The organism is Paenibacillus sp. S28 (assembly GCF_016624415.1).
Classification (GTDB): Bacteria; Bacillota; Bacilli; order Paenibacillales; family Paenibacillaceae; genus Paenibacillus_AQ; species Paenibacillus_AQ favisporus.
Genome location: NZ_JACVTM010000017.1, coordinates 95,707 through 119,009 on the forward strand (window position 1 = coordinate 95,707; position 23,303 = coordinate 119,009).

The 23,303-nt window shown below is 57.8% G+C and carries 22 protein-coding genes; all 22 read left to right on the plus strand.

The window, feature by feature from the left end:
* The first annotated feature begins 16 nt into the window (after nt 1-16).
* On the plus strand, nt 17-1,225 hold the full coding sequence (locus IAE55_RS28235) for an amidase (protein WP_200634482.1): 1,209 nt from the start codon (nt 17-19) through the stop codon (nt 1,223-1,225).
* Between the two features lie 15 nt (nt 1,226-1,240).
* The gene (locus IAE55_RS28240) at nt 1,241-2,071 is read left to right on the plus strand and encodes a creatininase family protein (protein WP_200634483.1); all 831 of its coding nucleotides are present in this window, start codon (nt 1,241-1,243) and stop codon (nt 2,069-2,071) included.
* Nucleotides 2,068-2,949 carry a fumarylacetoacetate hydrolase family protein gene (locus IAE55_RS28245; RefSeq protein ID WP_145158897.1) on the plus strand — a complete coding sequence of 294 codons (882 nt, stop codon included), beginning with the start codon at nt 2,068-2,070 and terminating at the stop codon, nt 2,947-2,949. The genes IAE55_RS28240 and IAE55_RS28245 overlap by 4 nt, the downstream gene beginning before the upstream one ends.
* Before the next feature lie 76 nt (nt 2,950-3,025).
* Nucleotides 3,026-4,345, plus strand: a complete 1,320-nt coding sequence (locus IAE55_RS28250; protein WP_200634484.1) for an FAD-binding oxidoreductase — start codon at nt 3,026-3,028, stop codon at nt 4,343-4,345.
* 94 nt (nt 4,346-4,439) lie between these two features.
* Entirely contained in the window at nt 4,440-5,762 is a 1,323-nt protein-coding gene (locus IAE55_RS28255; protein WP_200634485.1) for a 5'-deoxyadenosine deaminase, read from the plus strand.
* A gap of 61 nt (nt 5,763-5,823) precedes the next feature.
* Entirely contained in the window at nt 5,824-6,783 is a 960-nt protein-coding gene (locus IAE55_RS28260; RefSeq protein WP_200634486.1) for an XdhC family protein, read from the plus strand.
* On the plus strand, nt 6,780-7,436 hold the full coding sequence (locus IAE55_RS28265; RefSeq protein WP_200634487.1) for a nucleotidyltransferase family protein: 657 nt from the start codon (nt 6,780-6,782) through the stop codon (nt 7,434-7,436). The genes IAE55_RS28260 and IAE55_RS28265 overlap by 4 nt, the downstream gene beginning before the upstream one ends.
* 194 nt (nt 7,437-7,630) lie before the next feature.
* Entirely contained in the window at nt 7,631-8,593 is a 963-nt protein-coding gene (locus tag IAE55_RS28270) for an FAD binding domain-containing protein (RefSeq protein ID WP_200634488.1), read from the plus strand.
* Nucleotides 8,587-10,863: a xanthine dehydrogenase subunit D gene (gene pucD / locus IAE55_RS28275; protein ID WP_200634489.1), complete on the plus strand. Its 2,277-nt coding sequence runs from the start codon at nt 8,587-8,589 to the stop codon at nt 10,861-10,863. The genes IAE55_RS28270 and pucD overlap by 7 nt, the downstream gene beginning before the upstream one ends.
* Complete coding sequence (locus IAE55_RS28280; protein WP_200634490.1) at nt 10,860-11,390, plus strand: (2Fe-2S)-binding protein; 531 nt, start codon at nt 10,860-10,862, stop codon at nt 11,388-11,390. Before pucD ends, IAE55_RS28280 begins: the two co-directional genes overlap by 4 nt.
* Entirely contained in the window at nt 11,387-11,905 is a 519-nt protein-coding gene (gene uraD / locus IAE55_RS28285) for a 2-oxo-4-hydroxy-4-carboxy-5-ureidoimidazoline decarboxylase (protein ID WP_200634491.1), read from the plus strand. The genes IAE55_RS28280 and uraD overlap by 4 nt, the downstream gene beginning before the upstream one ends.
* A gap of 7 nt (nt 11,906-11,912) precedes the next feature.
* Nucleotides 11,913-12,893 (plus strand): factor-independent urate hydroxylase, encoded by a 981-nt coding sequence (pucL, locus tag IAE55_RS28290; RefSeq protein ID WP_200634492.1) that lies wholly within the window; start codon nt 11,913-11,915, stop codon nt 12,891-12,893.
* Entirely contained in the window at nt 12,890-13,243 is a 354-nt protein-coding gene (uraH, locus tag IAE55_RS28295; RefSeq protein WP_200634493.1) for a hydroxyisourate hydrolase, read from the plus strand. Before pucL ends, uraH begins: the two co-directional genes overlap by 4 nt.
* Before the next feature lie 21 nt (nt 13,244-13,264).
* Nucleotides 13,265-14,686 (plus strand): allantoinase AllB, encoded by a 1,422-nt coding sequence (gene allB, locus IAE55_RS28300; RefSeq protein WP_200634494.1) that lies wholly within the window; start codon nt 13,265-13,267, stop codon nt 14,684-14,686.
* The gene (locus tag IAE55_RS28305; RefSeq protein ID WP_200634495.1) at nt 14,683-15,942 is read left to right on the plus strand and encodes a Zn-dependent hydrolase; all 1,260 of its coding nucleotides are present in this window, start codon (nt 14,683-14,685) and stop codon (nt 15,940-15,942) included. Before allB ends, IAE55_RS28305 begins: the two co-directional genes overlap by 4 nt.
* Entirely contained in the window at nt 15,939-17,210 is a 1,272-nt protein-coding gene (locus IAE55_RS28310; protein ID WP_325168694.1) for a pyridoxal-phosphate-dependent aminotransferase family protein, read from the plus strand. Before IAE55_RS28305 ends, IAE55_RS28310 begins: the two co-directional genes overlap by 4 nt.
* A gap of 309 nt (nt 17,211-17,519) precedes the next feature.
* On the plus strand, nt 17,520-18,575 hold the full coding sequence (locus tag IAE55_RS28315) for an ABC transporter substrate-binding protein (RefSeq protein WP_200634496.1): 1,056 nt from the start codon (nt 17,520-17,522) through the stop codon (nt 18,573-18,575).
* Nucleotides 18,576-18,853: 278 nt separating this feature from the next.
* The gene (locus IAE55_RS28320) at nt 18,854-19,708 is read left to right on the plus strand and encodes an ABC transporter ATP-binding protein (protein ID WP_145158918.1); all 855 of its coding nucleotides are present in this window, start codon (nt 18,854-18,856) and stop codon (nt 19,706-19,708) included.
* Entirely contained in the window at nt 19,701-20,357 is a 657-nt protein-coding gene (locus IAE55_RS28325) for an ABC-2 transporter permease (protein WP_200634497.1), read from the plus strand. The genes IAE55_RS28320 and IAE55_RS28325 overlap by 8 nt, the downstream gene beginning before the upstream one ends.
* Nucleotides 20,354-20,719, plus strand: coding sequence for a GntR family transcriptional regulator (locus tag IAE55_RS28330; protein ID WP_200634498.1), 366 nt, complete (start codon nt 20,354-20,356; stop codon nt 20,717-20,719). Before IAE55_RS28325 ends, IAE55_RS28330 begins: the two co-directional genes overlap by 4 nt.
* Before the next feature lie 258 nt (nt 20,720-20,977).
* The gene (locus tag IAE55_RS28335) at nt 20,978-22,726 is read left to right on the plus strand and encodes a sensor histidine kinase (RefSeq protein ID WP_234489933.1); all 1,749 of its coding nucleotides are present in this window, start codon (nt 20,978-20,980) and stop codon (nt 22,724-22,726) included.
* Nucleotides 22,719-23,303 (plus strand): response regulator (locus IAE55_RS28340; protein WP_200634499.1); only part of this gene is annotated, 585 nt, incomplete at its 3' end. The genes IAE55_RS28335 and IAE55_RS28340, both read left to right, overlap by 8 nt.

Here is a 23,303-nt window from a genome sequence, read left to right on the forward strand (position 1 = left end):
GATTGGAGGAACTCGTATGCAGCAAGAATGCACGCCGTGGATTCGGTTGGGAACGGAGGCGAGACACGCGGAAGCCGGTCTCCTTCAAGGGCTCAACTTTGCCGTAAAGGACGTTTTTGCCGTAGCAGGACACACCAATGCTGCCGGCAATCCCGATTGGCTTAACACGCACAAGCCTGCCGTGAAGCATTCGGTCGCCGTGGAACGTCTGCTCGGCAGCGGAGCAAAGCTTCGTGGGATGACTCACACCGATGAGCTGATGTTCAGCCTGAACGGGGAAAATGTGCATTACGGCACGCCGCCGAACCCTATCGCTCCAGGACATATTCCCGGCGGTTCCTCAAGCGGCTCGGCGTCCGCCGTTGCCTCCGGGGAAGTGGACTTTGGCCTTGGCACCGATACTGCCGGTTCGGTGCGGATTCCTTCCTCTTTTTGCGGTATTTGCGGATTTCGCCCGACGCACGGCGGCGTCCCCATGGACGGCGTCATCCCGCTGGCTCCGGCCTTTGACACGGTCGGCTGGATGGCACGCCGGGCAAGCACCTTGCTGCAGGTCGGCCGCGTGCTTCTCGAGGAACCGCTTGATGACGGCGGGGAATTCGCCCGAATGATGCTGCCGGTTGAAGCGTGGGCAGCTGCCGAGCCCGGCTGCGCCGAGTCGCTCCGCGGTGCGCTCGAATCATTCGGATCGCTTGGAGCGTTCGAATCCATCCATTTGACGGACGGGGAACTCGCGGCGTGGGCCGGCATATTCCGCACGATTCAGGGGTACGAAATATGGTCTGCCCATGGCGCATGGATCACGGCGCAGCATCCCCGATTCGGTCCCGGCATCGCCGAAAGATTTGCCTGGACCGCCACGATTTCAGAGGGAGCGTACCGGGAAGCGAGCCAGCTTCAGCAAGCGATTGCTGCCCGGCTTGAGGCGCTTCTCGGAAGCGAAGGTGTGCTCGTCATCCCGACAGCGCCTTGCGGAGCCCCTGTGATCGGACTGCCCGGTGAGGAAATTGAAATGACGCGCACGCGGATCCTGCAGCTGTCCTGCATCGCCGGGTTGGGCGGGCTGCCGCAAGTTACACTGCCGCTGGCAAAGACGGAAGGTCTGCCGGTCGGGCTGTCGCTCATTGCCGGCAGAGGACAGGACCTGAAGCTGCTTCGATGGGCAGCGGATATCGAGGCGTCGATGCAGCCCGCGGCCGCGGCAGTGATCAACCAAATCCAATAGCAAAGGAACATGCCGATGTTTACACGATACGAAGGAGCAGCCTGGGAGGAGAGATTCCTGCCAAGGCTGACCAGCAAGCAGGTCAAGGAGCTTCCCAAGGAAAGCACGCTGGTCATTCTGCCGGTCGGCGCGATCGAACAGCATGGACCGCATCTGCCGGTCATGACCGATACGCTGATCGGGGAGGCTACGGTGACCCTGGCGCTCGAAAAGCTGAAGCCCGATGCGCGGGTGTGGCTGCTGCCGCCGGTTTCGTACGGCAAAAGCAATGAGCATCTCGGCCTGCCGGGAACCATTTCGCTGTCGGCAACGACCCTGCAGAGCGTGATCATGGATATCGCCGAAAGCCTGCGGCTGAGCGGTTTCCATAAGCTGCTGCTGTTTAATACGCATGGCGGCAATACCGACTTGCTGAACGTGGTGTCCCGGGAAATCCGCATTCGCCACGATATGCTCGTCTTTTATTTATCGCCTTCCTCCCTGGGAGGTGCGGAGGATCTCATGCCCGCCGATGAACTGGAATACGGCATTCATGGCGGGGACTACGAAACGTCGATCGTGAAGGCCATCAAACCGGGATGGGTGCAGGATCAATGGCTCGTCTCGGAGACCCCGTCCATGACCGGGCAGAAATTTTTGACCCTTGAGGGGAAAATACGCTTCGCCTGGCGGATGGCGGACATTTCCGACAGCGGCATATGCGGCGATGCGACCCAGGCGACGGCAGCCAAAGGCAGCATCATTCAGGAACGGGTGACCGACATTCTAGCGGAGGTGTTTCGTGAACTGAGCGAATTCGAGTTCGGCGATATCCGGGCCAAGGCGGAAGCGGGAGCCGAGCGATGAGGCTCATAACCTTGGCGGGAAGCGGGCCAGGCAGCGCGGGCATCGTCGCAGGCAATCGGGTATTTCCCTTAACCGGGATCAATGAATCGCTTGGAACGGCTTGGCCGACGACCGTTCTGGAACTGCTGCGGACCGGCGAGGCGGCGGCGCTGTCCGGATGGCTGCGGGAACGAGGGCAGGAGGTGCTGACCGCCATCCCCTCCGTTCCCCTGGAGCAGGCACATCTTGGCCCCTTGTATCATGGTGCGGTCAATGTCTGGGGCGTTGGCGCGAATTTCCGGAAAAAGGCCGCGGATATGGCCGTGGTGCCGCCGGAGCAAGAGCCTATCTGCTTCTTGAAGCCAGCAAGCACGATGATCGGCCCGGGCGAGGCCATTCTTCTTCCGGACGGGGCCGGACGCATTACCGCCGAGGCGGAGATCGGTCTGGTGATCGGTAAGACCTGCAAGCACGTCAGCCCCGAAGAGGCGCCGCACGTACTTGCTGGCATCGTTCCGACGCTGGATATGACTGCCCAGGACATCCATGCCCGCAACCCGCGGTTTCTTGGCCGCTCGAAAAGTTATGACACCTTCTTCAGTTTCGGACCGGAGCTGGTCGGCATGGACGAAATCGGGGACCTGGATGCACTGGATATACAGACCGTGCTTAACGGATCGGTCCGGTACAGAAGTTGTGTATCCGACATGATCTATTCCCCATGGTTGATTCTCTCGTATTTCTCGCGGATGATGACCCTTTATCCCGGCGATATCATCATGACCGGGACACCGGGATCGGTAGACATCCAGGATGGGGATACGGCCGAATGCCGGATCGGCTCCCTGCTTCCCCTGCGGAATCCGGTCGTTCAGGAACGGATTAGCACCATTTTATGAAATCGAAAAATTGTCCTCACGAAATGTTCTTCTATATGGAGTTAGCTGTGAATCCAAAGAAAGCGGGTGGTTCCTCATGTCAATGATATGGAAGCCTGAAATGCCTGAAGCGTTCAGCGCACTGAAGCTGCTTACCGACGAAACGGCGGTCGAAAAGCTGTCGAAGGATTTTTATTGGTATTCCCCCGTGCTGAGCGGAAAACTGAAGGACAAAAAAGCGGATGCCGTTCTCGTACCCGCTACGGTCGATGAAATCCGTGAAGCGCTGCGCATTGCTTACCGGCATCGGATTCCCGTCACTGTCCGCGGAGCGGGAACCGGGAACTACGGACAGGCGATCCCGCTCGAAGGCGGCCTGGTGCTGGACCTCAGCGGCATGAACGAAATCTTGGAGATTGGCAGCGGCTATGCCCGTGTACAGTGCGGCGTCAAGCTCGGCGTCCTGGAGAAGACGGCCCGGGAGCAGGGGCAGGAGCTGCGGATTTATCCGAGCACTTTCGCCAAGGCGACGGTCGGTGGGTTCGTGTGCGGCGGCTCCGGGGGCGTCGGGTCGATTACCTGGGGCGACCTGTGGGACGGCAACGTGCTGGAGGCGACCGTCCTGACGATGGAAGAGGAGCCGCAGGTTCTCCGAGTCCACGGCGAGGATCTCAAGGACTATATTCATAACTACGGGACGACGGGCATCGTCACCGAGCTGGTCATCCCTTTGGCACCCCGGACCGAGTGGGCACAGGTGGTGGTGAACTTCGATCGCCTGGAAGATGCGGTCCGATTCGGGGAAGCGCTGGCGGAGGAAGCAGCCATCCCCAAACGGCTGATCACGCCGATGGAGTGGCCGATTCCCTCCTTCTTCAAGCCACTGGAAAAAGTGATCGCACACGGCAAATCGGTGGTTTTTACCGAAATCGCCGGGCATGCTGCCGAAGCGCTGCCGGCACTTGCCGCAGCTTACGGCGGGGAAATCGGCTATGTCATTGACCCCGAGAAGTACCGCAAATCGATCGGTCTGTCCGATTTTACCTGGAACCATACGACGCTTTGGGCGCTGAAGCGTGATCCGGCTTATACCTACCTGCAAGCAGGTTTCAAGCAGGACTGCTACTTGGAGCAGATCCGGACGCTGAAATCGATGTTCGGGGACGAAATGCTGCTGCATTTTGAATGGATCCGCTCGAGGGGCAAACTCCAGCCGAACGGCCTGCCCGTCGTCCGCTACAGCACGGAAGAACGGCTGTATCATATCATAGACACCTGCCGGTCCATCGGCGTGGAAATTTATGATCCCCATACCTGGCTGCTGGACAATGGTGGACGCGGGGCAATACCCGGCATGCAGGAACGTAAGAGGCATAACGATCCGCTCGGCCTCCTGAATCCGGGGAAAATGGGCTGAGCAGCCGGGCAATGCGAAGGAAGAATCGTGTCCGTGAGAAGCGGCATTCGTGCGGCAGCTCCCGGACTTTCCGTACAAGAAGGGGGAAGCGCCTTTGACAACGACGATCATACGCAATGCCATCATCATGACAATGAATCCGGCCGACGAAATTATCCATGGCGATGTTCGGATTGAGGACAACCGCATTACTCATATTGGACCCGGCGCGCCGAGCGAAGCCGACCGGGTGATTGAAGCCGGGGGCAAAGTATTGCTGCCCGGCTTTGTGCAAACGCACATCCATTTATGCCAGACGCTCTTTCGCGGACGGGCCGACGACCTGGAGCTGATTGATTGGCTAAAACAAAAAATTTGGCCGCTCGAAGCCGCACATGACGAGGAGTCGGTGTACTATTCGGCTCTGCTTGGCCTCGGCGAACTGATCCGCAGCGGGACGACGACCATTCTCGATATGGAGACCGTGCACCATACCTCTATGGCTTTTCAGGCGATCGAGGAAAGCGGCATTCGGGCGTTTTCCGGCAAAGTGATGATGGATCACGGCGATGAGGTACCCCTGGCGCTGCAGGAGGATACGGATCGTTCCCTCCGGGAAAGCGTCGATTTGCTGCAAGAGTGGGACGGGGCTGCCGGGGGGCGGATCCGTTATGCGTTCTGCCCGCGTTTTGTCGTCTCCTGCACGGAGCGCCTGCTGACCGAAGTCCGGGATTTGGCAGAGCATTACGGTGTTCTGGTGCACACGCACGCGTCGGAAAACCGGGGCGAGATCGCCATGGTCGAGGCCGAACGGGGGATGCGGAACGTGATTTATCTGGAGCATATCGGCCTTGCCCGACCGAATCTTGTGCTCGCGCACAGCATTTGGCTCGATGACGAGGAAAAGCGGATTATCCGCGAGCGCGGCGTCAAAGTCACCCACTGTCCGGGATCCAACCTGAAGCTGGCATCCGGGATTGCAGAAGTGCCGGAATTGATGCGAAGCGGTATCCCGGTCGGCCTTGGCGCGGACGGAGCCCCGTGCAACAACAACCTTGACATGTTTCAGGAAATGAGATTATCCGCATACATGCAGAAGGTGGGTCACGGTCCGACGGTCATGAACGCGAGGACCGTGCTGCGAATGGCCACGATTGGCGGAGCAGAAGTGCTTGGCATGGAACGGAAGATCGGAAGCATTGAGACGGGGAAACTTGCAGACCTGATTTTGCTGGACCTGGAAGATTATCACGTCTATCCTTCCTTTGACGCGGATTGGTTCTCACGGGTCGTCTACGCCGCCACCCGCGGGGATGTTGAAATGGTGATGATCGACGGTCAAGTTGTGATGGAAGGAAGGCAGGTGCTGACCCTGGATAAGCCGCGGGTACTCGCCGGAGCGAACCGGGCCTTGCAAAAGCTGCTCCATAGATTGTAATCCTTCTTCAAGGAAGAGGATCGCTGTATTTTTAGGAAAATGCATGTAAGGAGGAGTTCGGATGGAGACGGAAAGCATTCTCCGGTACGTGCAGAATGAAGAGGGGACGGCCGTGCTTGCGAGCCTGGTATCGGTGCGCGGCCATGCTTACCGCAAGTCCGGAGCCATGATGCTGATGGCCGCGGATGGACACCGCATCGGCAGCATCAGCCCCGGCTGTCTGGAAGCGGATCTCGCTGCAAGGGTTCCCTGGATTCTCGAGCGCGGCCGGTTCGAATGGGTGAGCTATAATACCGAGCCTGGCGTCGACCCGATCTGGGGAGAGGACATGGGCTGCGGAGGTGAGATGGTCATTTTGCTGGAGCCGATCGAAGGCCGCCTTCTAGCGTTGCTTCTGGAAGCGGCCAAAATCGTCCTACAGGGGACGGCTGTCCGGCTCATTCGGGAACTCCGCCCGGATCAAAAGATGGATTACCGGCTGGAGGAAGATGGCCCCATACAGGAATCGGTTGCAGGTCGGGGAGTGTTCTTCTATGCGACCCGGCTGGCTCCGAGCCGCCGGCTTATCATTTTCGGCGCCGGGGAGGAAGCGGCGGCGCTGGAGGCGATGGCGCGCTCCATCGGATTTGCGACAGCGGTGGCGGATTGGCGCGAGGATTGGTGCAGCAGGGAGCGGTTCCCGCTGGCCCAAACGGTTGTTGGCGATGCCGGCAGGATCGTTGAGGAGCTGCGCATCGGCATCCGCGATTACGTCGTCCTTGCCAGCCATCATTTGCGCCGCGACCGAGAGATGCTGCAGCGCCTTCTCCCGCTGCAGCCGGAGTACGTCGGCGTCATCGGCTCCGCTCGGAGGATCGGGCTGCTCTTTGGTGAGCTGCCGATCCCGGACTTCGTGGATGCCCCTGCAGGTCTTCCAATTGGCGCGGAAGGCGCCGCCGAAATCGCCGTCAGCATCGCGGCCCGGCTGGTGAAGTGGAAGAGCGGCGCTGAGGCGGCTGTTCGGGAAAGGCGGCATGCATGAGCATCATGGGCGTATACCTTGCGGCGGGAAGCAGCCGGAGAATGGGCTGCCGCAAGCAGTCCTTGGAGCTTGCACCAGGTATGCATCTGGCCGGCAGCGGCTTGGCGGCGCTTCGGGACAGCGGCCTGAGCGGGTTGATCGTAGTCGTTCATCCCGAAGATCCGCTGGTATGGCTGGACGCCGGTCTCCTTGCAGACCAAGCGGACGGCCCTAGCATTGCCGTCGCTGTCTGCCTGGAAGCGGATCAAGGCATGGCGCTCTCGCTGCAGTGCGGCATCCGTGCTGCTTCCGATGCAGGTGCCGATGCTGTGCTTGTGGCGTTGGCCGACCAGCCGTATGTGTCGCCGGCTTGGCTGATGCAGCTGATCGACGCGTGGCGATCAGCTCCCGGGCTGGATTATGTGATGAGCGAGGCGGGAAGGGAGGCGATGCCGCCTGCGGTGCTGTCGGCGACGATGTTTGAGGCGGCTGCCGGACTGAAAGGGGATCAGGGGGCGAAGCGCCTTCTGGATTCTTCGCGGTTTCAAGGGCTCCGCTTGGCCCCTGCCGATCCTTTGCTTGTACTGGATATCGACACGCTGGAAGAGTGGGCGGAGGCAAAACGAATATGGACGCTTCAGACGAACCAGCATCTCCCCATGTGTAAGAAATGATGACATAAATCTGATGGGTCATGCCCAATTTTGGCATCGGGCACAACGCGAACGAACGTGATTGTGCATGACTCCTAAATCGAAGTTAAGTTTATTTACACAAACAAGGTGGCGGCGTATAGTGTGAAAAACCAACCAATCGATTCCATTTAAACACCAGGATGCATTCAAGACACTGCAAAGGAGAGATGGCCATGGATGCTGCCTTCAACCCGGTGATGAGTGCACCGACTGTATGGCATCCGGCAGATGCCCGGGAAGCCTATTGGCTGAAACGCCGTTTTGGTCAGCAAGCGGACTATGTCGCTGGCGGCACACTCCTCCGTTCGGAATGGGAGGCCGGAACACGGAGTATTTCCCCGCATTGGATCGACCTACAGCGTGTGACCGGCTTACGGGAGGTGTTCATGCAGGCCGGAGGATTATGCATCGGTTCCCAGGTGACCCTCGGGACATGCCGGAGACATCCGAGCCTAGCCAGCCTTTACCCATTGGTGGGTGAAGCCATCCGCAGCACGGCAGCGTCGTCCGTACGAAACGTGGCGACGCTTGGAGGTAACGTATGCTCTGGCGTGGGGGACGTACTGCCGGCGCTGCTCCTCTATGACGCAGAGTTGGAATGGCAGGATGAACACGGCCCCGTGGCGCCGCTGCCTTTGACGGAATGGCTGGAGCTTCGTGCCGCCGATGCCTTGGACCCTGACCGGATCCTGCTGACGATCAGGCTTCCTGCAAGGGCGGATGTGACCGGGATCCAACAGGCATCGGGCGGCGATAACGGCTTGCCTTCGCTGCTTCGGACCGCGGTCTACCACAAAGTAGGGAGACGCGAAGCCTTCTCCCCGTCGCTCGTTACGACGGCAGTGTCTGCGGAAATCGATGCCGCCGGCTGTTTCCGGCAGGTGAAGATCGCGACAGGCGGTGGGAAAGCAAAGCCAGCCCGCCTTGGCGCTCTTGAAGAATGGCTGGAAGGGAGCAAGGCAGACCTGAGCCGGCTTACGGACGTTTATGAACGGGTCATGGAAGAGTACAGACCGGCTGGCGATATATTCGCCGGAGAATCCTACCGCCGCAAGACGGCAGCATCGCTGATCACCGTAGATTTGTGGCAGCTGCTTCAACAGACTGCATCCGAAGGAGGGGAGACGCTATGCTGAACCGATCCAGCAGCGGAACGCGCTGGAGGGTGCGTCCGGACGGCCCGGATAAAGTGACGGGGCAGCTCAAGTATTTGACCGACATGAGCGCGCCGGATATGCTATACGGCCGGGTGCTGCGTGCGGCTTATCCGCATGCGGCCATCCGGTCCGTGCGGACGGAACGGGCGTTGGCGCTGCCCGGCGTGGAGGCGGTCCTGACCTGGAAGGATGTGCCCGGGCTGAACCGTTTCGGCATCGCTCGCGCCGATCAGCCGGTCTTCTGCGAGGACCGTGTCCGGTATACGGGCGATGCCGTGGCGGCCGTCGCAGCGGCTACGCCGGAAGTCGCTGAATACGCCCTTCAGCTGATCGAGGTGGATTACGAGCCGCTCCAGGTGCTTACCGAGCCTGATGAAGCTTTGGCCGAAGGTGCGCCGCAGCTTCATCAGGAAGGCAACCTGCTTCACCGGAGCGAGTACCGCCGTGGCGATGCCGACGAGGCGTTCGGGATGTGTGCTCATATCGTGGAGGCGACCTACCGGACGCCGCGCCAGATGCACACCTATATGGAAACGGAAGGCGGGCTGTTCGTTCCGGGAGAAGATGGGAGACTTACCGTCTACTCTCCTACACAGCACGGCCTGATGGACCGGCTGCAGCTGGCGCGGATTTTGGCGGTCCCGCCGGAGTCGATCCGAGTCGTGTCCAGCCCGATCGGGGGCTCCTTCGGCGGGAAGGACGAATTAAACGTCCAGCCGTACGGGGCGCTTCTCGCCAGGGTGACGGGCAAACCGGTGAAGATTCACCAATCCCGCATGGAATCGGTACGGGCCGGCCTGAAGCGCCATCCGATGACCATCCGCATGAAAACTGGCGCGGACGCATCGGGACGTATCCTTGCCCATCAGGTCAGGGTTCTGGCCGATACGGGCCCTTACGCCACGCTGGGTGCGGAGGTGCTGAACTTTGCGACGGAGCATGCCGTTGGTTCTTATGCCTTCGGCGCCGTCGATGCCGTAAGCATCTCGGTGTTCACAAACAACGGCATGTCCGGCGAGTTTCGGGGATTTGGCGGCAATCAGGCGCTTTTTGCTTTGGAGGGCCAGATGGACCGTCTCGCCGAGGCGCTCGGGATGGACCCATGGGAATTCCGCCGCATCAACCTGCTTCCGCCGGACGGGACCGGACCCTTCGGTCAGCCGATTTCGGTGACTGGCGGGGCACTCAAAGTATGGAATGCCTTGAAGGAATCACGGTTGTGGCAGGAACGGGAACATCTCACGGAAAGCGGGAACCGGCCGCCCTGGATTCAGACCGGCGTCGGAGCTGCTTTCGTCATGCATGGTGCAGGCCTTGGTTATGGCATTCCCGACCCGTCGGGCGGCCGGCTTCTACTCGCGCAAGACGGGAAGGTGGAAGTCGCGTTCGGTTTCGAAGAATGCGGACAGGGGCTGCTCGCGACGCTGGAGCAAATGCTGGTCGAGATGTACGGTCTGGACGCTTTCGATCTCAGGATCGTCATCGGGGATACCGATGCGGTGCCGGACAGCGGCTCCAGCACTGCGTCCCGCGTGACCAGCATGATGTGGCAAGCACTGAAGCGTATGCAGAAGCCGTTTACAGAACGGCTGCTTGCCGCCGCTGCCGAAGCTGCGAGTGTGTCGGCGGAATGTCTCCGGATCGGTAATGGAGGTATTTACGACATTTACACGCAGAAGCAGGTGATGACGTACCAGGAACTGGCCGCCGCCGGGAAGGATCCCATCCGTGCCGAAACGAGCTTTGCATACCCTGTGTCCCCTACCACGCGGATCGGAGCTCACTATTTATATTCGTATGCCGCGGTTTGTGTCAGGATCGAGGTGAACCGGTTGACCGGGCGCATTCGACTGCTGGACCAGTTCCATGCCGTGGCCGCAGGCCCGGTCATGAACCCGCAGGGCTATCTCGGCCAAATCGAAGGAGGGAGTGGGATGGCGCTAGGCTTTACGCTGAGCGAGGATGCCGTCATGGAGGAGGGGATATACAAAACCGGAAACCTCGACACCTATCTCATTCCGACCGCAGCCGACTTAACTGGTCCCGTCGAAGTGCTGCCGATCGAGGATCTGCCGGAAGGCGACGAGCACGGGCCGAGAGGAATCGGCGAGATCGGCTCTGTCGGGCTTGCGCCGGCCATCGCAGCGGCTGTCCGGCAGGCGACGGGAATTTGGCTGGAGAAACTCCCTGCGAATCCGGCTTTGCTGCAAGATGCATCCTTCCTTGGGAGAAAGGGGGAGACGGTATGAAATCCGAAAAGGATCGTATCCGGCTGAAGCCGTGGACCTGCGAGATCAATGGCGGGCGGGTGTCGTTGAACATATCGCCGTCCAGACGGCTCCTCGACATTCTCCGTGACGATTTGGGCATGACCGGGACGAAACGGTCATGCGACATCGGTCGGTGCGGCGCCTGCATGGTGCAAATGGACGGCGTGCCGGTCAATAGCTGCCTGGTCTCTGCGTATCAAGCGGAGGGCCGGTCCATTACGACGATCGAAGGCATCGGACGGGATGGACTCCATCCCGTGCAGCAGGCCTTTTTGGAGGAAGGGGGCTTTCAATGCGGTTACTGCACGCCGGGAATGATCATGACCGTCATTGCGCTGCTTGATGAACATCCCGATCCGGAGCAGGAACAGGTAGAGGAAGCACTGTCCGGCAATCTGTGCCGTTGTACGGGATACGCGGCGATTCTAAGGTCGGTCCGGAGAGCATCGGAACGGATCATCCGGGAAAGGCTCGGCCCCGGAGGGAAGGTGGATGCGCGCATATGATCACGATCAACGAACTGAACGAAGGGACGGCCGAAACGTTCGTCCGGCACCTGGGCGGCGTCTTCGAGCATTCGCCTTGGGTGGCGGAGCAGGTATGGGAGCTGCGGCCGTTCGCATCGGCTGCGGAGCTGCATGAGCGGATGATGGAGCAGGTGTACGCAGCGTCTGACTCTCAGGTGCTGGCGTTGCTTAAGGCGCACCCCGACCTTGCCACGCGCATGCAAGTCACAGCAATTTCGGCTCAAGAGCAGCGGGGCGCGGGTTTGGATCAGCTGACCGGGGAGGAATACGAAGCCTTTGCATCCATGAATGCGCAGTATGTAAGCAAATTCGGTTTTCCTTTCATTATGGCCGTAACCGGATGCACCAAAGACGACATCGCGCAAGCGATGCGGCAAAGAATGGATCATGATCCGGAGCGCGAATGGACGCAAGCGCTGCACGAGATTGCCCGAATTACGCGAATCAGGCTGGGGCGGATCGTCACGGATCGCAGCCACGAACAGAAAGGATGACCTAATCATGCTAAAAATAAACTCCGGACGCACGCTTTATTACGGAAAAGGAGACGTCCTTGTTTACAGGACTTACGCAGAGCCGTTGGAAGCGGCCCCAATACCGGAATCTCCCTTTGTCGGGGAGGATAATATTTTGTTTGCCCATAACATCCGTTTTGCGGTCAGCGGTGACGCTCTGCTGACTTCGTTCACCGACGGGGACAACGCGCAGCTGGTGGCCACCGATTCCATGAAAAATTTTATTTTGCGCCAAGCTGCAACCTTTGAAGGAGGGACGACGGAAGCGCTGCTGCATTTTTTGGCCGTACGGTTTATGGAGACTTACGGCCATATCGACACCGTGCGGCTGTCAGCCAACCGGATTCCCTTTCTTCCTCTGCCGGTGCCGGGCCCGGGAGGGTTTCTGGATAACCGTCTCGTGTACAGGCGTTCCTATAACGATCATGCCGCCGCGGAGATGAAGCTGGCGCGCGGCGCCGAGGGGTATGATCTCGACGAGGCGTGGAGCGGCTTGTCGGACCTGCAGCTGATCAAAGTCAGCGGCAGTTCATTCTATGGCTTTATACGCGATGAATACACGACGCTGCCTGATGCCTATGACCGGCCGCTCTTTATATTTCTCGATATCCGCTGGAGATATGACGACCCGCAGGATGCGATCCATCCGGAGGCAGGCAAGCATGTGCCCGTCCAGCAGATACGCGACATTGCCCAGAACGTCTTTTATGAATTCGCGACCCCGTCGATCCAGCATTTGATCTGGTTGATCGGGCAGCGGATTCTGATCCGGTTTCCGCAGCTGGCCGAAGTCCGGTTTGAAACGAGCAACCGGACATGGGAGACGGTCGTGGAACCTGCGGACGGCTTGTCATCCGGGGTCTTTACCGAACCGCGCCCGCCATTCGGCTTTCAGGGCTTTTCGATGACCCGGGAAGATCTAATTGCCGCACCGGAGCCGGCTGAAGGCACCGTCAGTTCCGGATGAGCGGGCGGATTTCGACACATGTGCTCGATACGTCCCGCGCGGTGCCTGCAAGCGGCCTTAAGGTAGAACTCCGGCTGCTGGAAGCGGTAGGGGGACGGCTGCTGGCAACCGGTATAACGGGAGCTGATGGGCGTCTTTCGAAGCCGCTGTGGGACGGCGATTTGGTACCCGGGGGCGAATATGAGCTGACGTTTTGGGTTGGCGATTATTTGCGTCAACAGGCGGCGGCCGACGAGATTTCGTTTCTGGATCTTGTTCCGATCCGGTTCAGGGTGTCTAACGGCGATGAAAATTACCATATCCCGCTGCTGCTGGCGCCGGGAGGGTACAGCACGTACCGCGGAAGCTGATAGAAAAGGGGTGGGCGAAGCATGGATGCGCACGAAGAATGGATCATACGCGGCGGAAACGTCGTGCTTGAGGACGAAGTCGCAAAGATGGATATCGCCATCCGCGATGGAAAGATCACCGAAATCAAAGACCGCATCTCGGGGATGTCCGCTTCGAAAATTGTAGAAGCGGACGGCCAGATCGTTATGGCCGGCGTGGTGGATATGCATGTCCATCTCAATGAGCCAAACTTTGGACATTGGGAGGGGTTTGAGACGGGCTCTGCCGCGCTCGCGGCCGGTGGCTGCACGGCGTACGCGGATATGCCGCTGAACGGAAACCCGCCGACGGTTACGCTGGATGCGCTGCGGCACAAAGAACGATTGGCGCAAGGCCGGTCGGCGGTGGATTATGCCTTGTGGGGCGGACTGGTGCCGGGGCGAATGGACCAGCTGCGAGCGCTGGCCGATGCTGGCGTCATCGCATTCAAGGCGTTCATGTCAAATCCCGGCGGGGAAGGGGAGGGACGATTCCGTGAGGTAGGGGCGGACGAACTGAGGGAAGGGATGCGGCGCATTGCCGGTCTCGGTGGCCTCCTTGCACTGCATGCTGAAAGCGACGAAATGACGTCACGCCTGACCGCCGAGGCCCTTGCCGCAGGGCGGACCGATGCGGCAGCTTATGCGTTGACCCGCCCGGTCGAAGCCGAACTCGAGGCGGTAGCCTCCGCACTTGCCCTTGCGGAAGAGACGGAATGCCCCCTGCATTTCGTTCACATCAGCAGCCCTGAAGCGGTCGATCTGATTCAGGATGCCAAACAGCGCGGCCTTAACGTAACGTTGGAGACCTGCCCGCATTATCTGACTTTGAGCGAGGAGGATATGATCCGCATCGGACCGGCGGCCAAATGTGCGCCGCCGCTCCGTTCGGCCTTTTTAATAGAAGGCATGTGGGAACGTCTTAAGGCGGGTGCGATTGATTTCATTGCCTCCGACCACTCACCCTGCCCGGAAGCGATGAAGGCCGTGACCGAAGGCGGCGGCTTCTTTGAAGTATGGGGCGGCATCGCGGGTGCCCAGAGCACCCTGCTGCTAATGCTGGAGGAAGGTTGGATCAAGCGGGGGATTCCGCTTCCGCAGCTCTCGAAGCTGTTGTCGGAACGTCCGGCCGAAAGATTTGGCCTTGGCCGCCGCAAAGGCAAAATTCAGGTGGGAATGGATGCCGATTTGGTGCTGATTCAGCCATCGTCTCCGCACGTCTTGCACAGAGAGGATCTGCTGCAGCGCCACCGGCACAGCCCATATATCGGCAGGGTTTTCAGCTGCTCCGTAGCTGCGACGTACTGCCGGGGCCGCCTGGTCTATACGTCGGAGGGAGGAATCGTGAGTCCGGGTGCCGGCCGGCGGCTGACACCGCTCAAGCCGCACACTGCCGGCCGCAGCGGGGAGGTTGTGGCGCCATGAATATTGCCGCTGAATCTGGTGCTTTTGCCGATATGATGCGTCTGCTGGAAGATCTGGGCCGAATCGGGCGCGAACCCGGGGGCGGCGTCACCCGGCTGCTGTATTCGCCGTCCTGGCAGGAGGCGCAGCGGCTGCTGGCCGACCGCATGGCAGATGCGGGGCTGGAGGTGCGTTATGACCGGGTCGGGAACCTCTACGGCCGGCTGCCGGGCACCCGTCCCGATCTACCCGTGGTTCTGACTGGCTCCCACGTGGATACCGTCCGCGCCGGTGGAGACTATGACGGAGCCGGAGGCATCGCCGCCGGTATCGCCGCGCTGTCCTATTTGAAGCGGCGGTTCGGGATGCCTGTCCGTACGCTCGAAGTGGTCTCCTTCTGCGAGGAAGAAGGCAGCCGATTCCCCTTAACGTATTGGGGCTCGGGCAGTATTGGCGGCCGCTACCGGATCGGCGATGGAACCGGCATTTACGACGCGGAGGGTATATCGCTGGATGAGGCCATGAAAGCAGCTGGCTTCGGACACGGGAGCCAACCCGACTGCCGCCGGAGGGACATCGGCGATTACGTTGAGCTGCACATCGAACAGGGCGTCGTGCTGGAGGCAGCCGGACGGCGAATCGGCGTGGTCGAATCGATCGTCGGACAGCGCCGGTACGGAATCGCGGTGACGGGAAACAGCAACCATGCGGGAACGACGCCGATGTCCTATCGTGCCGATGCGCTGGCCGGAGCGGCCGACATGATCGTCCGGGTGGAGGAAATGGCGAAGCGGGCCGGTAACGGAGTGGTAGCGACCGTCGGGCGGATCGAAGCCTGGCCCAATACTCCGAACGTCATTCCCGGTGAGGTACGCTTCTCCTTGGATATCCGTCATACCGAGAGTTGGATGCTGAACGAGTTCGGCGAGTCCGCTCTTGAAACGTTCCAAGAGATAGCCGCAGCAAGAAAGCTGCAGGTAAAGACCGACTGCTGGCTGAAGACAGAGCCTGTCCCGATGGACGGTACACTGGCGGGACGGATCGAGCGGCTGTGCATGGAGGCGGGTCTGCCGTACCTGCGCATGGTCAGCGGCGCGGGACACGACGCGCAAATGATGGCCGCCGTCAGCCGCGCGGCCATGTTATTCGTTCCGAGCCGGGGCGGGATCAGCCATGCCAAGGAGGAATACACGGAGCCGGCTCACCTTGCGGAAGGAGCGGCAGTTTTAGCAGCCTGCCTGCATGAGCTTGCCTATACGACAGGAGTGGATGGATGATGAATAGGGTATCCGGGGGAAGCTGGAATGAATTTGTGCCGATTTCGCGCATCATTATGACGCCGGGACCGGTAGAAGCCGACCCGAGAGTGCTGCGGGCCATGTCTTATCCGATTCTTGGTCAATTCGATCCGGCATTTACGGAGCTGATGAATGAAACGATGGGAATGCTTCGCGAATTGTTTCGTACGGACAACCGGTGGGCGTATCCCGTAGACGGTACGTCGAGGTCCGGGATTGAGGCCGTGATGGCAAGCCTGATCGAGCCGGGGGACCGGGTGCTCATTCCGATCTACGGGCGTTTCGGCCACCTGCTGCACGAAATCGCCGAGCGGTGCGGCGGCAGGGTTATTACACAGGAGAAGCCGTGGGGGACTGTGTTCGACCCTGCCGAATTGATCGAAGCCATCGGCCGCGAGCAGCCGGATGTCGTCGCCATGGTGCACGGGGAGACTTCCACGGGCCGGATGCAGCCGCTGGCCGGGATCGGCGAAGCCTGTCGTCGCCACGGCGCGCTGCTGATCGTCGACGCCGTAGCAACCATTGGCGGCACGGCGGTCGATACGGACGCCTGGCAGCTCGACGCGGTCATCGGCGGCACGCAAAAGTGCCTGTCCGTTCCGTCAGGCATGGCGCCGATAACGTATAACGACCGCGCAGAGCGGAAAATTGTTGCCCGCAAACGCATTGAGCGGGGACTGCGCAGCAATGCCGCTTCCCTCCCGCTACAGGAGGCTCCGCCTGGGCCTAGTCCCATCCAGAGCAATTATCTGGATTTGGCCCAGCTGCAGGATTACTGGAGTCCCAAGCGGCTGAACCATCATACGGAGATGACTTCCATGCTGTATGCGCTTCATGAAGGGCTTCGCCTGGTGCTGGCCGAGGGACTGGAGGCGCGTTTCAAGCGGCACCGCCTGCACGAATCCGCGTTGATGGCCGGGCTGACCTCGATGGGACTGTCCATGTACGGCGACCCGCTGTCCAAGCTGCCGATGGTGACCTGCGTGCAAATTCCGGAGGGCGTAGACGGGGAGATGGTACGTGCGATGCTGCTGCACCAATTCGGCATCGAAATTGCCAGCTCCTTTGGACCGCTCGCGGGTCAGATTTGGCGGATCGGCACCATGGGATACAGCTGCAGGCAGACAAATATCCTGCACCTGCTGGGTGCGCTGGAGGCGGTACTGCTCCGGAACGGCGTAAAGCTACCAGCAGGTGAAGCGGTGCGGGCGGCATTAGACGCGTATGAAGAAGCGCGAGTGGGTTAGGTTCAGGCGCCATCCATCCGTTTGCCTTTCGACTAAGGGTGTCAAAAAGCGCAAACGGCTTTGTTTGATTGTGCCAATGGAATTTTGGAATTTACGGGCCCGGGCGGGTGAAGACAGATACAATTTAGTTAGGTTCATGTAAGAATAATTCACAAATTAAAGGTGGTTATGTTAGGGGATAGGCGTCCGTTACACATTTAATTCGATTTTTTGTTCGTGATTACAAAACGACGGCATATTTGTTGACGCTAATTTGACGTATCTCCTATGATAGGCATAGAAAGTCAAGTCCTAAGGGGGATGGGTAACATGGCAACGAAAATGACAGCGAACAAACGCAGTGTTAAGAAGATGATGGCATTGTCCTTATGCGCCGTATTGATGACGGGAATGCTGGCCGCCTGTTCGGGGAAAACGGCAGCTCCGGAAACAGCATCCTCCGGGGAAAAGACGGGGACGGCTTCCGCAGAGCCGAAGCTGGAGAAATCCACCTTGGTTCTCAACTGGTTCGCCGAACCGGAACACGGCGGCAACTTCGCGGCCGTCCAGCAAGGCTTTTATAAGGACGCGGGGCTGGACATGACGCTGACGCCCGGGGGTCCGCAAGTATCCTCCACACAGATCGTAGCTTCCGGCAAAGCCGACTTCGGCATCGCGAACGGCGACGATATTCTGGTCGCAAGGCAGGAGGGCATTCCGATCGTAGCCATCGCCGCCTCGTTTCAGAAGAGCCCGCAGGTGCTGATTTATCACAAGGAAGCGGGAATCAAGGACTTCTCCGGCCTGAACGGACATGCGGTTTACGTCGCTCCGACGGCGAGTTTCTGGCTGTACATGAAAAGCAAATATAAGCTGGATCAGGTCAAGGAGCTGAAGTATACGGGATCGTTGGTCAATTTTGTGAACGACCCTAACGCTTTGACGCAGGGATACATCACATCCGAGCCTTATACTTTGGAAAAACAGGGAGTTGACGCCGGCACGCTGCTGATCGCGGATTCCGGGTATAACCTTTACGCCAACGTCTATTTTACGACCGAGAAGATGATCAAGGAGCATCCGGACAAAGTCAAAGCGTTCGTTGAAGCAACGGTAAAAGGGTGGGATTACTACAAGAACCACGCCGAGGAAGTCAATCCAGCCATCCACGAGCAAAACCCGGATATGGATCTGGATATGATGAAGTACAGCGCCGAAAAGGAGATGGATCTCGTATTCGGCGGTGACGGGGCGGAGCAGGGCGTCGGTACCATGACGAAGGAGCGGTGGGAAGAGGTGCAGAAGCAGCTCGTCGAAGTCGGCGTTTTGAAGGAAGCGGAGCCGATCGCCAACGTATTTACCACCGAGTTTTTACCGTCCAAATAAAGCAACTCCGGCCATTCCGCCGTATCCTTCCTCTCACCAGTCCAGAACAAGGAGCGGCCAATATTAACCCTTTAGACCCAAAGAAAAGCAGCGCCGACGCGGCGATGCTTTTCTTTTTTTTGTATGCGATACAACCTCTGGAGAACGCCGGGCGGTTTTAAATTCATGCCTTTTGGATAAAAACTTTTAACATTCCGCTTTCCATCCATTGACTTGAGCAATGCTGTGATGATATATTGTGCATACACGATATACACAATTTATCGAGGAGGAACGGTATGCTGGCATTAGACATTCGAAACTTAAGCAAAACCTATCCGAATTTCCAGTTGAATGACGTGACGTTTCAGCTGGAAAAAGGTTATATTATGGGATTTATCGGCGCCAATGGGGCGGGAAAGACGACGACGATCAAATCGATTTTGAATCTGATTCATATCGACAGTGGTGAAGTGCGGATTTTCGGCAAGAACATTGCCGAACACGAAATCGAATTGAAGCAGGACATCGGATATGCGTTTGGCGGCATCGACTTTTATACGCGGAGCAAAATAAAAGCCTTGACGGAAGTGGTCAAAAAGTTCTATACCAACTGGGATGATGAAATTTATTCGTATTATTTAAGAAGATTCAAATTGGATGAAAACAAAAAAATCGTCGAGTTGTCAACAGGGATGAGAGTAAAGTACAGTTTGGCTCTTGCCTTATCCCATGGCGCAAAGCTTCTGATTCTCGATGAACCGACAAGCGGGCTGGATCCGATCGCCCGGGACGATCTGCTCGATCTTTTTCAATCGCTCGTCGCAGAGGGTGAAATCAGCATCCTGTTCTCAACGCATATTACATCGGATTTGGAAAAGTGCGCGGATTACATTACCTATATCCATAACGGAAAAATCATCAACAGTGCCGTGAAAGAAGAGTTTATTGAATCCTACCTTTTACTGAACGGTAGCGTGAGTCAACTGGACCCGGTAAAGGCGCAGCTGATTTCCTACAAAACGAATTCGTTCGGCTTTACGGGATTGATCCATGCCAAAGACTTCGATCCTTCCTTAGATGTGAAAGCGGCCCGGCCCACTCTTGAGGAGATTATGATTTATTTCGCCAAAAAGGAGGATATGTATGTATAACTTGGTAATGAAGGATTTAAAATTGGGGATCAATCCGTTGTTTTTTTTGGTGCCTGTCGTTTTGGGCGCGTTGATGCTCATACCAGGCTGGTTGTATTTTATCGTGCTGCTGTATTTTTGCTGGATCACTGTCCCTAATACATTTGGCCAGTTCCGGTCACAAAACGATTTGATGTTTACTTCGATGATGCCTGTCACCAAAACAGACATGGTCAAGGCCAGGGTGCTTGTCATTGTCATTCTGGAAATGCTCCATATGCTGATGGCCATCATTTTTGGTATCATCAATATTCGTCTCTATGGGGAAATACCCAACGATTTCTTCGGACCGTATCCGGGTTTTTGGGGACTGTGCTTTGTGATGTATGCGGTCTTCAACGTGTTCTTTATCCCCATGTATTACAAGACGGCGTATAAATTTGGCGGGGCGGCGCTGGCGGGCATTTTCGGAGCGATGGTTTTTGCCGGACTCGCGCAATGGATCGGAATCCAGAATTCCTATGTATCCGACATGTTTAATGGCAGCGGCGTCCACAATGTGGCCCTTCAAGCATCCTTGATGATTGCCGGAATCGTTATTTTCATCGGACTCACCATGATTGCTTACCGGATTGCGGTTAAACGTTTCCACAAAGTGGAGATCCAATGAACATTGCGATTTCGAACAACTCCGAAAAACCGATCTACCAGCAGCTTTTCGAACAAATCAGCGCCCAAATTTTGAAAGGGGAACTGGAAAGCGGCTATAGTTTACCGCCGATCCGACAAGCGGCCCAGGAGCTGCGCGTTAGCGTCATCACCGTAAAGAAAGCCTGGGAAGAACTCGAGCGATGCGGTTTGATCAACACGGTCACGGGAAAAGGGTGCTTTGTCGCCGATTTCTCATCCGAAGACAAGCTGCGTATACGCGACGAAATGATTTTGAAGCAGATGGTTAACGATACTGCATACTACAAATCCTTCGGCCTTACCCTGGATGAAGTGATGGAACTGATGAAGAAGATTTATTAAGCACCGCCTGATTGAGCTTGAAAAAAGACACCCGTAAAAGCCCAGCGGAACAGCGAATGAACGATCGCCGTTTCTGCCGGGCTTTTTTTGTCGTTATCTACGCAGCTTCCGCATGCAGAGCATTTTCCTGGGCTAACGCGATAAATCGTTAATGCGTGCCTGGCCTCGCCTGTGTTAACCTACATCTGATCTTCTCCCATTTCATTTTCCAAGACCTGAAGGAGGGACCAAGCCAAGCATGAGAAAAGAGGGACTGCCATGATGAATGCCGTGAAAACAAGGTGGAAGGCGCGTATCTATCATTATTTGACCTTGAAACGAAGGATTATGATCATTTTTCTGTTCAGCTCATTGATTCCGTTTGTCAGCATCGTGCTCATCTCGTATTTCACCATTTACTCCATCCTCACCAACAAAATCCAAAACGGCATCCAGAGCAACCTCAAGCAGGTCGAACTCTCCCTGGAGAACTCCATCAACAACCTCAACCATGTGTCGCAGCAGTTCGCCGTAGGCGGAAGCGTCGGAAACAAGCTGAGTGAAATGCTGTCGGCGGAGGAGCCGTTCGCACGGGCGAAAACGCTCAGCGATTTGAAGGAGGAGCTTGGCCTGATTACGTTCACCAACCCCAGTATCGGACTGGCCATGTATTATTTTATGGACGATCGTCACTATGAACTGGAGAATACAGGCGTCAAGGACAGCTTCGCTCCCGAGAAGCTCCCTCTGCTGGCCCAGTACAGCCAAATTTCGTACTACGGACCGCATGTGAGCAACAGCCGTTTTGACAACCAATACGTGCTTTCGGCCATGCGTAAAGTGGACCTGCCTAACCAGGACGGCGTGTACATTTACATGGAGACCGGCTTTAAGCTGACGCAGAACATATTGAATAATGATGCCGTCGGCGGGGCGGCTTCCCATGTGTTTGTGGATAACGACGGGCGGATCGCCTACAGCGACGCCCCGGATTCGTTTCAGATCGGAACGAAGTTTCCGCATTTCGACCAGGCCAAGTCGTCGGGCACGGAACAAGGCTACTACTGGTTTAAGGAAACAAGCAATCAAGGCTGGAGCATCGTCTCGTTAACGTCCAAGGCGGACTATAACCGCGAAATGAACCGCTGGTTCGTGCAGATCGGCCTGTTTTCGCTGCTGTTTCTCGGCATGAGCCTGCTGCTGGGTTGGCTGTTGTGGAAAATGGTCTACCGCCCGCTTCGCGGCTTTCACCGGGAAATCGAACAAATGGCCGACAGCCGCGTCGGCAGTCCGGCTGCCCGCACCCATATTCCGGAATTCGACCTGCTGGTGCGGCGGTTTCAGCAAATGAAGCATCAAATTTGGGAGTTGTTCCGGGAAGTCGAGGCCAAGGAAAAACGGCGGGCCGATCTTGAGGTGGAGAAGCTGCTGTATCAGATCAACCCGCATTTTCTGATGAACAGCCTGGATACCGTCCGCTGGATCGCGGTCATGAATGGGCAGGAGGAAATCGACAGGCTTGTCTCTTCCTTGAACAAACTGCTGCATTACAATCTGGGAAAGCTCGGCCAGACGTCCACCATTCAGGAGGAGATCGATGCGGTAAAGCAGTACCTGATTTTGCAGCAGATCCGCTACGATTTCCAGTTCGACGTCCATATCCACGTTGATCAGGAGGTGCTGGATGTGCCCATTCCCCGGTTTATCTTGCAGCCGCTCGTCGAGAACGCCCTCTATCACGGATTGGACGACGACGGCTACATCCAGGTGGATGTACGGCAGTCGGATCAAATCGAGATCTCCATCCGGGATAACGGCGCGGGCATTCCCGAGGACAAAATCGAGGCGCTGCTGTCCGCGGAGGGTGGTAACCGGAGTGCCGGCATGGGCATCGGGATGAGCTACGTCAACCGGATCATCGGGATGCATTACGGCGAAAGGGCCAAGCTCGGTGTATCGAGCAGGCTCGGAGAAGGGACGACGATCAAGCTTAGCTTACCTAATGAAGGAGGTGCGGACCATGATTAAAGTGCTCGTGGTCGATGACGATAAACTGGTCCGGAAGGGGCTCATTTCGGTGATGCCCTGGCAGGATTTCGAGATGGAGGTGATCGGGGAGGCGAACAACGGAGCAAAAGGGCTGGAATTTCTGGACAATCATGAAGTCGATCTGCTGCTGACGGATCTGGAAATGCCGGTCATGTCCGGCATGGAGCTGATGCGCTTGGTGCGTGAACGGCATCCGGAGGTTTACATCGCGGTGCTGACCCTGCATCAGGATTTTGAATACATCCAGGAAGCGATCCGGCTGGGAGCGATTGATTATATCGCCAAGGTCCAGCTGGAGAAGGAACGGTTTGAGGAGGTGCTGGGACGGATTCATCGCCGCATCACAGAGCAGGAAGGGCGGCTTCGGAAGCTGCGCATACTGCCCGGGGCAAGCAGCCCTGACGAATCCTTTGTGACGGACCGGGGGTATGCGCTGCTGTCACTGGTTCGCGATCCGGAACCCGGTGCTGTGGTGGAGTGGGCGGTCCGGCAAGCGGAACGTTTTGCTGAATTGGGGCGCCAAGTCTTGTTCTTTACCCTCGGGGGAGGGGAGAAG

Excerpts from the sequence above, each read along its gene's own strand:
- pucD (WP_200634489.1), top strand. The coding sequence starts at position 8,587 with ATGCTGAACCGATCCAGCAGCGGAACGCGCTGGAGGGTGCGTCCGGAC.
- uraD (WP_200634491.1), top strand. The coding sequence starts at position 11,387 with ATGATCACGATCAACGAACTGAACGAAGGGACGGCCGAAACGTTCGTC.
- IAE55_RS28245 (WP_145158897.1), top strand. The coding sequence starts at position 2,068 with ATGAGGCTCATAACCTTGGCGGGAAGCGGGCCAGGCAGCGCGGGCATC.
- IAE55_RS28270 (WP_200634488.1), top strand. The coding sequence starts at position 7,631 with ATGGATGCTGCCTTCAACCCGGTGATGAGTGCACCGACTGTATGGCAT.
- IAE55_RS28305 (WP_200634495.1), top strand. The coding sequence starts at position 14,683 with ATGAATATTGCCGCTGAATCTGGTGCTTTTGCCGATATGATGCGTCTG.
- IAE55_RS28235 (WP_200634482.1), top strand. The coding sequence starts at position 17 with ATGCAGCAAGAATGCACGCCGTGGATTCGGTTGGGAACGGAGGCGAGA.
- IAE55_RS28330 (WP_200634498.1), top strand. The coding sequence starts at position 20,354 with ATGAACATTGCGATTTCGAACAACTCCGAAAAACCGATCTACCAGCAG.
- IAE55_RS28335 (WP_234489933.1), top strand. The coding sequence starts at position 20,978 with ATGATGAATGCCGTGAAAACAAGGTGGAAGGCGCGTATCTATCATTAT.
- uraH (WP_200634493.1), top strand. The coding sequence starts at position 12,890 with ATGAGCGGGCGGATTTCGACACATGTGCTCGATACGTCCCGCGCGGTG.
- IAE55_RS28260 (WP_200634486.1), top strand. The coding sequence starts at position 5,824 with ATGGAGACGGAAAGCATTCTCCGGTACGTGCAGAATGAAGAGGGGACG.
- pucL (WP_200634492.1), top strand. The coding sequence starts at position 11,913 with ATGCTAAAAATAAACTCCGGACGCACGCTTTATTACGGAAAAGGAGAC.
- IAE55_RS28250 (WP_200634484.1), top strand. The coding sequence starts at position 3,026 with ATGTCAATGATATGGAAGCCTGAAATGCCTGAAGCGTTCAGCGCACTG.
- IAE55_RS28265 (WP_200634487.1), top strand. The coding sequence starts at position 6,780 with ATGAGCATCATGGGCGTATACCTTGCGGCGGGAAGCAGCCGGAGAATG.
- IAE55_RS28310 (WP_325168694.1), top strand. The coding sequence starts at position 15,939 with ATGATGAATAGGGTATCCGGGGGAAGCTGGAATGAATTTGTGCCGATT.
- IAE55_RS28280 (WP_200634490.1), top strand. The coding sequence starts at position 10,860 with ATGAAATCCGAAAAGGATCGTATCCGGCTGAAGCCGTGGACCTGCGAG.
- allB (WP_200634494.1), top strand. The coding sequence starts at position 13,265 with ATGGATGCGCACGAAGAATGGATCATACGCGGCGGAAACGTCGTGCTT.
- IAE55_RS28320 (WP_145158918.1), top strand. The coding sequence starts at position 18,854 with ATGCTGGCATTAGACATTCGAAACTTAAGCAAAACCTATCCGAATTTC.
- IAE55_RS28325 (WP_200634497.1), top strand. The coding sequence starts at position 19,701 with ATGTATAACTTGGTAATGAAGGATTTAAAATTGGGGATCAATCCGTTG.
- IAE55_RS28240 (WP_200634483.1), top strand. The coding sequence starts at position 1,241 with ATGTTTACACGATACGAAGGAGCAGCCTGGGAGGAGAGATTCCTGCCA.
- IAE55_RS28315 (WP_200634496.1), top strand. The coding sequence starts at position 17,520 with ATGGCAACGAAAATGACAGCGAACAAACGCAGTGTTAAGAAGATGATG.